This is a genomic window from Streptomyces sp. CA-251247 (assembly GCF_050952975.1).
Lineage (GTDB): Bacteria > Actinomycetota > Actinomycetes > Streptomycetales > Streptomycetaceae > Streptomyces > Streptomyces achmelvichensis.
In genome coordinates this window covers 2,014,137-2,026,078 of sequence record NZ_CP191861.1, presented here as the reverse complement: position 1 = coordinate 2,026,078, position 11,942 = coordinate 2,014,137, and the positions used below count along the sequence as shown (strand labels likewise).

The 11,942-nt window shown below is 71.5% G+C and carries 8 protein-coding genes; 7 read left to right on the top strand and 1 reads right to left on the bottom strand.

The features are described from left to right. The 5 genes from ACQPWZ_RS08970 (at nt 1) to ACQPWZ_RS08950 (ending at nt 7,626) form a co-directional block, all read left to right on the top strand. Nucleotides 1–879, top strand: a complete 879-nt coding sequence (locus ACQPWZ_RS08970) for a helix-turn-helix domain-containing protein (RefSeq protein WP_356699304.1) — start codon at nt 1–3, stop codon at nt 877–879. Nucleotides 880–899: 20 nt separating this feature from the next. Beyond that, a complete protein-coding gene (locus ACQPWZ_RS08965; protein ID WP_313949049.1) occupies nt 900–1,226 on the top strand; it encodes a chorismate mutase in 327 nt (108 codons plus the stop codon). Between the two features lie 134 nt (nt 1,227–1,360). After that, nucleotides 1,361–3,850 carry an aminopeptidase N gene (gene pepN / locus ACQPWZ_RS08960; RefSeq protein ID WP_433571064.1) on the top strand — a complete coding sequence of 830 codons (2,490 nt, stop codon included), beginning with the start codon at nt 1,361–1,363 and terminating at the stop codon, nt 3,848–3,850. A 963-nt stretch (nt 3,851–4,813) separates the two neighbouring features. Beyond that, nucleotides 4,814–6,187, top strand: a complete 1,374-nt coding sequence (locus ACQPWZ_RS08955; protein WP_433571063.1) for a pyridoxal phosphate-dependent decarboxylase family protein — start codon at nt 4,814–4,816, stop codon at nt 6,185–6,187. Next, a complete protein-coding gene (locus tag ACQPWZ_RS08950; RefSeq protein ID WP_340472531.1) occupies nt 6,184–7,626 on the top strand; it encodes a lysine N(6)-hydroxylase/L-ornithine N(5)-oxygenase family protein in 1,443 nt (480 codons plus the stop codon). The genes ACQPWZ_RS08955 and ACQPWZ_RS08950 overlap by 4 nt, the downstream gene beginning before the upstream one ends. A gap of 22 nt (nt 7,627–7,648) precedes the next feature. On the opposite strand, the gene ACQPWZ_RS08945 is transcribed toward ACQPWZ_RS08950, so the two are convergent. Continuing rightward, nucleotides 7,649–9,448, bottom strand: coding sequence for a bifunctional metallophosphatase/5'-nucleotidase (locus tag ACQPWZ_RS08945; protein ID WP_433571062.1), 1,800 nt, complete (start codon nt 9,446–9,448; stop codon nt 7,649–7,651). A 175-nt stretch (nt 9,449–9,623) separates the two neighbouring features. On the opposite strand from ACQPWZ_RS08945, the gene ACQPWZ_RS08940 reads away from it, so the two are divergent. Then, nucleotides 9,624–10,337 carry an SIMPL domain-containing protein gene (locus ACQPWZ_RS08940; RefSeq protein WP_340477798.1) on the top strand — a complete coding sequence of 238 codons (714 nt, stop codon included), beginning with the start codon at nt 9,624–9,626 and terminating at the stop codon, nt 10,335–10,337. 145 nt (nt 10,338–10,482) lie between these two features. Beyond that, entirely contained in the window at nt 10,483–11,916 is a 1,434-nt protein-coding gene (gene pyk, locus ACQPWZ_RS08935) for a pyruvate kinase (protein WP_356699315.1), read from the top strand. The last annotated feature ends 26 nt before the right edge of the window (nt 11,917–11,942 follow it).

Sequence of the window (11,942 nt, the reverse complement as noted above, 5' to 3'; positions counted from 1 at the left end):
ATGTACCACACCTGGATGCGCTATTTCACCCCCGGCCCCGTGCATCAGCAGCTCGGCCTGGTCTGCCTCGGCGTCGGACTCCAGCACGGCCTTCTGCCCACCGTCGGGCCCCGCACCCTGGACCACCATGTGGCCGTCGTGATCAGCGCGGGCAGCGGCTGGTTCCGCGAACCGGACGGACAGCGCACGGCCGTCACCGCGCCCGCCCTGCTCTGGCTCACACCCGGAGTGCCCCACCACTACGGCCCCGACCCGGCGGGCGGCTGGGACGAGAGCTTCGTCGACTTCGCCGGACCCGCCACCGCCACCTACACCGAACTCGGCTACATCGAGCCCCACCGGCCCGTCGTCCCGCTCTCCGACACCGCCGCCCCGCGCGCCGCCGTGGGGCGTATCGCCCGGGCCGCCCGCCGCGGCAATCCGCTCCTGGAGGTCGAGACCGGCGCCGCCGTGCACGAACTCCTCGTCGCCCTGCGCCGCGCCCGCGCCGACACCAACGCCGAGGGCGACCCCGTACTCGGCGCGCTCGCCCGCGACGCCTTCCAGCCGCTGTCGGTCGCCGAGCACGCGGCACGCCACGGCATGACCCCCGCGGAACTGCGCGCCGCCGTGCGCCGGGGCGCCGGGTGCAGCCCCAAGGACTACCTCCTCGGCATCCGGCTCGGCCGGGCCAAGGAACTGCTCGTCGCGACCGAGCTCCCCGTCGCCGCCGTCGCCCGCCGCGTCGGCTACGAGGACCCGGCCTACTTCTCCCGGCTGTTCACCCGTCGTGTCGGAACCGCGCCCGTCCGCTTCCGCGCCCAGCAGGGACGCGCCGTCCCGGGCGGCTGGAGCAACCGCATCCCGGACCCCGAACACCCCCCGACGATCTCCACGTGATCGTCGTAAGCTCGCTGACCATGACCACCAGGGACATCGACGAGAACGTACGGGCCGAGCTGAACCGCCTGCGCGAGAGCATCGACAACATCGACGCGGCCGTCGTCCACATGCTCGCCGAACGCTTCAAGTGCACCCAGCAGGTGGGCCGGCTCAAGGCCCAGCACCACCTGCCGCCCGCCGACCCGGACCGCGAGGCCCGCCAGATCGAGCGGCTGCGCCAGCTCGCGGAGAGCGCCAGACTGGACCCCGCGTTCGCCGAGAAGCTGCTGAACTTCATCATCGCCGAGGTGATCCGCCACCACGAGACGATCGCCGCCGACCCGGACGTCGCGCCGCGCAGATGACCTGAGGCGGGCGCCGCCGGCCCCGACGTCGCGCCGGCGGGACGACCTGGGGCGTGCGCACCGCGCGGGCGTGCGCTCTCAGCGCAACCGATACCCCGTGTGCGGGAGCGGGCCCATCAGGCAGCATGGCCCTCATGTCCGTCCTGACGCGCGACGAAGCGCAGACCCGTGCCCAGTTCCTCGACGTCCACCGGTACACGATCGACCTCGATCTGACCACCGGGGAGGAGACCTTCGACTCCCGTACCGTCATCCACTTCACCGCGCGGGCGGACGGGGACACCTTCGTCGAGATCAAGCCGGACATCCTGCGCTCCGTCACCCTGGACGGGCAGCCGGTCGACCCCGAGACGCTCACCGGGAACCGGCTGGCGCTGCGCGGGCTCAGTGCCGGCGAGCACGAGCTGAACATCGACGCGGGCATGCGGTACTCCCGCACCGGTGAGGGCATGCACCGCTTCACCGACCCCACCGACGGCGAGACCTACGTCTACACCCAGCTGTTCATGGAGGACGTCCAGCGCGTCTTCCCGGCCTTCGACCAGCCCGACCTCAAGGCCGTGTTCGAAGTCTCCGTCACCGCCCCCGCCGGCTGGAAGGTCCTCGGCAACTCCCTCGCCACCGACCTCGGCGACGGACGCTGGACCTGCGCCCCCACCCCGCCGCTGGCCACCTACTTCGTGGCCGTCGCCGCGGGCCCCTGGCACTCCGTCCTGACCGAGCACGCGGGACTGCCCTTCGGCATACACTGCCGGCGTTCGCTCGCCCCCTACCTGGACGCGGACGCCGACGAGATCTTCGAGATCACCCGCCAGTGCTACGACCGGTACCACGAGAAGTTCGAGGAGCCGTACCCCTTCGACTCCTACGACCAGGCCTTCGTGCCCGAGTTCAACGCCGGGGCGATGGAGAACCCGGGACTCGTCACCTTCCGCGACGAGTTCGTCTACCGCTCCGCCGTCACCGACACCGAGCGGCAGACCCGCGCCATGGTCATCGCCCATGAGATGGCGCACATGTGGTTCGGCGACCTGGTCACCCTGCGCTGGTGGGACGACATCTGGCTGAACGAGTCCTTCGCCGAGTACATGGGCTACCAGACCCTCACCGAGGCCACCCGCTTCACCGACACCTGGGTCGACTTCGGCATCGGCCGCAAGTCCTGGGGCTACGACGCCGACCAGCGGCCCTCCACGCACCCCGTCGCACCCGACCCGGACGCCGTCCCCGACACCGCGTCCGCGATGCTCAACTTCGACGGCATCTCCTACGCCAAGGGCGCGTCCGCGCTGCGACAGCTGGTGACCTGGATGGGCGAGAAGGACTTCCTCGCCGGCATCAACACCCACTTCACCCGCCACAAATTCGGCAACGCCACCCTCGCCGACTTCATCGACTCCCTCGCCCAGGCCACCGACCGCGACGTGCACGGCTGGGCGGAGTCCTGGCTGCGGACGACCGGCGTCGACACCCTCACCTCGACCGTGACCGAGTCGAACGGCACCTGGTCGCTCGCCGTCGCCCAGGACGGCAGCCGCCCGCACCGCATCGCCGTCGGCGCGTACGACGCCGACCCCGTGGACGCGTCCGCCCTCGTCCTGCGCGACCGCTTCGAACTGGACGTCCCGCACGGCGAGCACGGCCCCCGCCCCGGCCGGCGCCCGGCCCTCGTCGTCCTCAACGACGGCGACGCCAGCTACGCCAAGGTGCGTCTCGACCCGGCCTCCTGGGACACCGCCGTCCGCTTGCTGTCCGCCGTCCCGGACCCCCTGACCCGCACCGTCGTGTGGAACGCGGCCCGCGACATGGTCCGCGACGGCGACCTCGCCCCGGCCGCCTATCTGGATGCCGCCCGCGCCCATCTGCCGCGCGAGTCGGACCTCGCCGTGGTGCAGGGCGTGCTCGCCTTCGCCGCCACCCAGATCGCCGACCGCTTCTCTGGCGCGGACGAGCGCCCGGCGGCGCTCAGCGTGATCAGGAACATCTGCCGCGACCTGCTGCGCCGCACCGAGGACGGCAGCGACGCCGGACTGCGCCTGACAGCGGTACGCCACTTCATCGACGCGGCCGCCCAGCCCGAGACGATCCAGGAGTGGCTCGCCGACGGCAGCGTGCCCGGCGGACCGGAGCTCGACCCGGAGCTGCGCTGGCGCATCCTCTACCGCCTCGCCGTCCTCGGCGAGACGGACGAGAACGCGATCGCGGCCGAACTGGACCGCGATCCGAGCGCGACGGGCCAGGAAGGAGCGGCCCGCTGCCGCGCCGCGCTGCCCACACCGGAGGCGAAGGCGGCCGCGTGGGAGCGGCTGTTCACCTCTGACACGCTCTCCAACTACCTGTTCACCGCCACGGCACAGGGCTTCTGGCAGCCCGAACAGGCCGAACTGGTCCGGGAGTACGTAGCCCGGTACTTCGACGACGCGGTGGCCCTCGCAGCCCGCCGCGGCCCGGCCATAGCGGAGGCGGCGGGCCGGTACGCGTTCCCGCTGCACGCCGTCGACGCGCAGACGCTGGAACTGGGCGAACGGTGTCTGCGCGACGCGGACATGATCCCGGCCCTGCGCCGCAAACTGGCGGACCAACTGGACGACCTGCGCAGGGCGTTGTCGGTACAGGAGGGGTAAGGACGCAGGCGGGGGCGCGCGCTGCGGGGCGCCCCCGCGACCCGGCCGCGGATCGGTGCGCGGGGGCGCTGCCCGGTGACCCTCGTTCGCCGCCGGGTGCGCGGTACCTGCTGCGGGTGACCTGTGACGCCCCGGGCCGCGCGGGTTGTCGCGTGGGGGCGCTGCCCGGTGAACCCGCGGGTGTCGGTCGCAGCGTGCCGCGCCGGACCGCTGCCGGTGAACCCCCGTGCCCCGGGGGCGGGTGACACGGGCCGTCACCGGTCGGTGAATACCCCGCGACCTGGTCGCCGGTCGATACGCCCGGGCTGTTGAGCGCGTTACTGCGGCGTTGCTGCCGGGGCGAACCCGGCGGCTCGACCGCCGTCTCTCGCGTGGCGTCGCCGCCCGCAAGCGGACACCTCCACCGGGGGCGCCGGTTGTCGCGTGGGGCGGCCTTCCGCGAAGCCGCCGTGCTCGTGGCGAGTTGATGCGCAGAGCTGCTGCCGGGCGCCGCCCCACCGGCGCGCTGCCCGCAGGTAGACGCATGCCTGCCGCCCACGCTGCCCCGTAAGCCTCCAGTGCCCGCAGAGGCGCAAGCCACGATTCCCGTCCCTCGGATGCCGGCTGTCACGCGCGCCACCGCACCCTGCAGCCCTCCGCGTCCGGCGGCCGGTGAGCGTTGACGCACGGGAGTGCGCCCCGCTGCCCCGGAAGTCCCAGCGCCCGGGTCGCCCGCTGCCGCACGGAGGCGCACGCCACGAACCCCCGTGCCCCGACCGCCGGTTGAACCCCCCGCCCCCGCACCCCGGCGCGCAGGTAGGCCCGCCGAACACCACCGGCGGCCCGGGCGCGGGCCCCGCACACACCGCGCCCCCGCCCACCTTCCCCGCGCGCCAATACCCCTTGCCCTTCCGCGTCGTTGAGCATCGTGCGCACCCTCATCACCCCGGGGTGACCGGCCCGGCGACACCCGAAGGACCCTCCATGAGTACGCCGCCTCTCGCGGGAGGAACCACAGGTCCCGACGCCCTGCGGCCCCTGCTCGACATCGTGCTCGACGCGCTGCGGGACGGCGCGGCAGGCCGCGGAGGGCCCCTGCCCCCCGGAGGGCCCGGGCCCGTCGCCGCGCGGCTGAGTCAGGCCGCCGGGGCCGTTCTCCCCGAGCAGGGCACCGGTGCCGAAGAGGCGCTGCGCAGTCTCGTACGCGCCCTCACGCACGGCGCCGCCGACCCCGCGGACCCCCTGTGCGCGGCGCATCTGCACACCCCGCCCCTCGCGCTCGCCGTCGCCGCCGATCTCGCCGCCTCCGCGCTGAACCCCTCCATGGACTCCTGGGACCAGGCACCCGCCGCCTCGGAGCTGGAGACCGCCGTCGTCCGAGCACTCGCCCACGAGGTCTATCCCGCGGCGCCCGCACCCGACGCCCTGTTCACCACCGGCGGCACGGAGTCGAACAGGCTCGGGCTGCTCCTCGCCCGCGAGCGGCACGGCGCGGTCCAGGTGATCTGCGGCGCCGCCACCCACCACTCCGTGCACCGGGCCGCCTGGCTGCTCGGACTGCCCGAGCCGGTGGCCGTCCCCGCCGGACCCGGTGTGCTCGACCCCGCCGGTCTCGACGAGGCGCTCACGGACCTCCCGGGCCCCTGCCTCGTCGTCGCCACCGCCGGCACCACCGACACCGGGCGAATCGATCCTCTGCCCGAGATCGCCGACCTCTGCGCGCGCCACGGCGCCGAGCTCCACGTCGATGCCGCCTACGGCGGCCCGCTGCTGTTCAGCGACAAGCACCGCGGCCTGCTGGCCGGCCTGGAACGCGCCGACTCCGTCACCCTCGACCTCCACAAACTCGGCTGGCAGCCCATCGCCGCCGGGGTGTTCGCGGTGCCCGACCGGTCCCGCCTCGGCCCACTCGGCGTCCGGACCGAGTACCTCAACGCCGACGACGACACCGAGGCCGGACTGCCCGACCTGCTCGGCCGTTCGCTGAGCACGACACGGCGGCCCGACGTCCTCAAGGTCGCCGTCACGCTCCGAGCCCTCGGCCGCGCCGGACTCGGCGAGCTGGTCGACCGCGTCTGCGCCGCCGCCGGGCAGCTCGCGGACCTCGTCGACCAGCACCCCGGGCTGGAGCTCTACGACCGCCCCGCCCTGTCGACGGTGCTGTTCCGGCCCGTCGCGGCCGACGACGAGCAGACCGCGCGGATCCGCCGCGTCCTGCTCACCGAAGGCCGTGCCGTGCTCGGCCGCGCCCGCGCCGACGGCCGCCTCTGGCTCAAAGCCACGCTCCTGAACCCGCACGCCACAACCGGCGACCTGGAAAAACTGCTCGAACTCGTGGAAGGCAGCACCCACCGATGACCGGTACGCCCGCACCCGAACCGTCCCACGACCCCGAGGGAACCTGGGGGGCCACCCAGCCCCTCGACCTCGTCGGCATCGGCATCGGCCCGTTCAACCTCTCCCTCGCGGCCCTCGCCGACGGCGTCCACGGCGGGATCACCACCGCCTTCTACGAACAGCGGCCGGCCTTCAGTTGGCACCCCGGCCTGCTGATCGAGGGCGCCACCCTCCAGGTCCCCTTCCTCGCCGACCTGGTGACCCTCGCCGACCCGGCGAGCCCCTGGAGCTTCCTGAACTATCTGCGCGCCCGCGAGCGGCTGTTCCCCTTCTACTTCGCCGAGAAGTTCCACATCCAGCGTGCCGAGTACGACGCCTACTGCCGCTGGGTCGCCGACAACCTCCCCGGTCTGCACTTCGGCCACCAGATCGACGCCGTCCGCTGGAACCCCGAACGCGCCCTGTTCGAGGTCGACTTCACCCAGCTCGACGCCGACGGCGAGGCGGAGGCACTCGGCCGCAGCTACGCCCGCAGCATCGTCCTCGGCGTCGGCACCGAACCGTACGTCCCCGAACCGCTGCGCCCGCTCGCCGAGGCCCCCGCCGTCCCCGTGATCCACTCCGCCGACTACCTCGAGCACCGGGAACGGCTGCTGGAGGCCGAGCACATCACGATCATCGGCTCCGGACAGTCGGGCGCCGAGGTCTTCCTCGACCTGCTGCGGGCCCGCCCCGCCGGCGCGGAGAAGCTCCACTGGCTGGCCAGGACCGAGGCGTTCGCCCCCATGGAGTACTCCAAGCTCGGCCTGGAGCACTTCACCCCCGACTACACCCGCTACTTCCACGCCCTGCCCGAGCAGACCCGCGACCGGCTCGTCCCCCAGCAGTGGCAGCTCCACAAGGGCATCGCCGGCGACACCGTCGCCGCCATCCACGAGGAGCTCTACCGCCGGACCCTGCACGGCGGCTGGCCCGACGCCGTCCTCACACCCGGTGTCGGCGTCCGCACCGCGGGCCGCGTCGCCACCACCAAGGTCGAACTCCATCTGGAACACGCCCAGCAGGGCACCCGCTCCCGACTCACCACCGACGCCGTCATCCTGGCCACCGGCTACCGCGAGCGCTCCGTCGACCGCATGCTCGCCGGACTGGACCCGTACGTCTCCCGTGACGCCTCCGGGCGGCCGCGCGTCGACGGAGAGTTCAAGCTCGTCCTCGACGAGTCGGTGACCGGCGCGGTCTACGTGCAGAACGCGGAGAAGCACAGCCACGGCGTCGGCGCCCCCGACCTCGGCCTCGCCGCCTGGCGCAGCGCCGGCATCCTCAACTCCCTGACCGGCAAGGAGCCCTACCCCATGCCCCGGCGCACGGCCTTCACCAGCTTCGGCCTGGAACGCCGGGAGGCGCCCAGGGTCCCCGGGCAGGCGATGGAACTCACGCCCCTCGCCCAGGGAAACTGAACGCCTCCTGACACGCGGACGGTCAGAAGACCGGCGTGCCCTCACGCGTCAGCTTCCAGCCCACCGACGCGAACCGGGCCGGGTCCACCGTGCCCTTCGCCGTCACCCACGTGATGATCGTGTTGCGGATCTCCTCCGAGTTCGCCCACAGCTGCTGGGAGCCCGCCACATGCGGGAAGTTGCCGCCGCCGCTCGCCCGGTAGTTGTTCACGGCGAGCACGAACTGCGCCGCCGGATCGATCGGCTTGCCGTCGAAGGACAGCGCGGCGATCCGCGAGCCCGCCGGCTTCGCGATGTCGATCTCGTACGTCAGACCCGAGATCGCGTCGTAGTTGTAGTCCGGCGTGTTGTCGGCGTTCGTCAGCTTGGCCGTGTCCACCGGGCCGCCCGCCGGCGTCTGCACGTAGTACCGCGCCGAGAACTCCAGATAGTCCTTCAGCTGCGCGCCCGTGAGCAGCCGCGCCTCCAGCGTGTTCTCGAACGGATACAGCCCGGCGGCGTCCTTGATGGTCACGTTGCCGGCCGGGATCGCCGCGGTCCGCGAGAAACAGGACGCCTGCGAGAGCACCGGCAGCGCCGCGTACTGGCCGCCGGCCAGTGCCGCCTTCACCGTCTCCTGCTGGACGTGGTTGATCAGATCGATGATCGGCTCGTCCTTCCACGGCGCATCGGCCGTGGTCATCGCGGTGACGGAGGTGCCGATGACCTGGTTGACGTACGCGACGACCTTCTTGTGCTCATCACCGAGCAGCCGGGTGATCTTCGGGTCCTCCTCGACGGTGTTCGAGTTCAGCACCTGGGCGCCGACCTTCTCGACCGTCCAGCGTCCCTTGCTCCACACCAGGTCGAAGTCGAACAGGGTGAGCCGCTGGCCCCACTTCAGCGGCTCGGAGAGCACGACCTTCTCGCCGGTCTCCTTGTTGGTGACGAAGTACTCGGCGATCTCGGTGTGCGCGTGACCGACGAGGATCGCGTCGATCCCGGGCACCTGCTCGGCGACCAGACCGGCCGCGTTCTCGATGTGCGGCAGCTGGTCACCGTAGGACGAGGTACCGCTGGAGCCCGAGTGGGCGGAGACGATGACGACGTCGGCGCCCAGGGAACGCAGCTTCGGCACCCACTTGGCGGCCTGCTCCTCGAGACCCGGGAAGACCATCTTGCCCTGCACATTGGCCTTGTCCCAGATGGCGATGCCCGGGTTGGTGAGCCCGAGGACCGCGACCCTCACGTCCCGGCCGCACGGCGTGGACATCCGGTGCATGCTGTACGGCGCGAACGCCGGGCGCAGCGTCTTGGCATCCAGCGCGTTGGCACCGAGCAGCGGGAAGCGGCACTGCTCCTCGAACTTGCGCAGCACCGGGATGCCGTAGTTGAACTCGTGGTTGCCGAGCGCCGCGGCATCGTAGTCGATCGCGTTCATGGCCTGCGCCATGGGGTGCACCGGCCCGCGCTTGGCGGTGATCGGGTCGACCTTGGCGTAGTAGTACGACAGCTGGGTGCCCTGGATGGTGTCGCCGGCGTCGATGAGCAGCGTGTTGCGCCGCCCCTTCTCCTTGCGGATCCGGTTCACCAGCGTGGAGATCTTCGCCAGGCCCACATCGTTGTGCGCCTTGTCGTCGAACTCCTTGTCCGTGAAGTAGTCCCAGTTGAAGACGTTGCCGTGCAGATCGGTGGTGCCCATGACCGTGAACGAGTACCGCTTCGGCGGACGACCGGAGGCACGCTCGTCGGCCGCGGCGGGCACGGCAGCGCTGCCGGCGATGGCCACCCCGGCCCCGGCGGCGGCGGATCGCTCCAGGAACGTCCTACGATTCAGCGGCATTTCGTATCCCTCGTTCTCTCGGTTCACAGGCACAACGCGCGTAGATTCTGGCCCAGGGGCGGTGCCGGGCGACACCCCCCGCGGGTTTCGATCTGGTGTCTGCCGGTCGTACACCCGGGATGCGAGAGTGTCGGACACGTCCGCCGGCACGACCACGCCGTACGAGGGAGCCACCGTGACCACCGACGCACCCCCCACCGCCGCGCCGTACGGCACCCCCGAAACCCCGCGGGTCGCCGTCCGCGGCGAGGCCCGCCTGGAGTTCGACCCCGAGATCGCGCGGATCGGCGTCGCCGTCAGCGCACGCGGCACCGACCGGCGTACCGCACTCGAGGACCTCACCCACCGCAACACGGCGGTCCTGGACCTCATCAAGTCCTACGGCGACGCCGTGGAGAAACTGGAGACCGGCGCCTTCTCCATCACCCCCGAACTCACCCGGCACGGCCGCGCCGAGCGCATCCGCGCCTACCACGGCCGGGTGCACATCACCGCCGAACTCTCCGACTTCACCGCACTCGGCGAACTCACCACCCGCCTCGCCGATCTCGACCTCACCCGGGTCGACGGCCCCTGGTGGGCGCTGCGCCCCGACTCACCCGCCCATGGCGAAGCCCGCCGTCAGGCGGTGCTCGAAGCGGTCCAGCGCGCCCGGGAGTACGCGGAGGCCCTCGGCGCACGCCTCGCCGCGCTGGTGGAACTCGCCGACCTCGGAGCCGAGAACGCCGTCGGTTACGGAGTGCCACCGGCCCCCGGCTCCATGCGCATGGCCGCCTACGGAGCGGCCGACAGTGCCGAAATGGCCCCCGCACTCGACCTCGAACCACAGCGGCAGACGGTCTATGCGCAGGTCAACGCCCGCTTCACCATGACACCACCGGCACTGTGAAGCCCGGGCGCCCCGATCGGCGCAATTGCTCATCGGAGCGCCCCCGCGCACAATTCAACACTTGTCAATAAGCCTTCACGTAAAGGTTGTTGAGTAGTCATGCCCGGCCAATTCTCTACCCGTCGGTAAGCTCTAGGCTCGAAGCATGCGCCGAGCAAAAATCGTTTGTACTCTGGGGCCCGCCACCGACTCGTACGACCAGATCAAGGCACTGGTCGAGGCCGGAATGGACGTTGCCCGATTCAACCTCAGCCACGGCACCTACGCCGAGCACGAGGAGCGCTATCAGCGCGTACGCAAAGCGTCCGACGAAACGGGCCGCAGCGTCGGTGTCCTCGCCGACCTTCAAGGTCCGAAGATTCGCCTCGGACGCTTTCGTGAAGGTCCCGTACTGCTTGAACGCGGCGACGAATTCGTCATCACCGTCGAGCCGATGGAGGGCGACCGCCACATCTGCGGCACCACCTACGACGGACTCGCCGCCGATGTCACCACGGGTGAGCGCATCCTCGTCGACGACGGCAAGGTCGCCCTCGAAGTGACGGCGGTCGACGGACCCCGGGTCACGACCACCGTGATCGAGGGCGGCATGGTCTCCGACCACAAGGGCCTCAACCTCCCCGGTGTCGCCGTCTCCGTCCCCGCCCTGTCCGAGAAGGACATCGACGACCTCCGCTGGGCCCTGCGGATCGGCGCGGACATCATCGCTCTCTCCTTCGTCCGCAGCGGCAAGGACATCGAGGACGTCCACCGCATCATGAAGGAGGAGGGGCGCCGGCTCCCCGTCATCGCGAAGGTCGAGAAGCCGCAGGCCGTCGACAACATCGACGACATCGTGGCCGCGTTCGACGGCATCATGGTCGCCCGCGGCGACCTGGGCGTCGAGATGCCGCTGGAGCAGGTCCCGATCGTCCAGAAGCGCGCGATCAAACTCGCCAAGCGCAACGCGAAGCCGGTCATCGTGGCGACCCAGATGCTGGACTCGATGATCGAGAACTCCCGCCCCACCCGCGCCGAGGCCTCCGACGTGGCCAACGCGGTCATCGACGGCACCGACGCCGTGATGCTGTCGGGCGAGACGAGCGTCGGCAAGTACGCGGTCGAGACGGTCCGCACCATGGGCCGCATCGTCGAGGCGGCCGAGGAGGACGTACTCGCCAAGGGCCTTCCGCCGCTGACCGACCGCAACAAGCCCCGCACCCAGGGCGGCGCGGTGGCCCGCGCGGCAGCCGAGATGGGCGACTTCCTCGGCGCCAAGTTCCTGGTCGCGTTCACCCAGTCCGGCGACACGGTCAGGCGACTCTCCCGCTACCGCTCCCCGATCCCTCTGCTGGCCTTCACCCCCGACCCGGCGACCCGCTCCCAGCTCAACCTCACCTGGGGAGTGGAGACCTTCCTCGGCCCGCACGTCGGCTCCACCGACGCGATGGTGGCCCAGGTCGACGAGGAGCTGCTGAAGATCGGCCGCTGCCGGAAGGGCGACATCGTGGTGATCACGGCGGGCTCGCCGCCGGGTGTCGCGGGCTCCACGAATCTGGTGCGGGTGCACCACATCGGCGAGGACGACAGCCCGAAGTAGGCAGGGGTATGCGTGAGGGGCCGCGA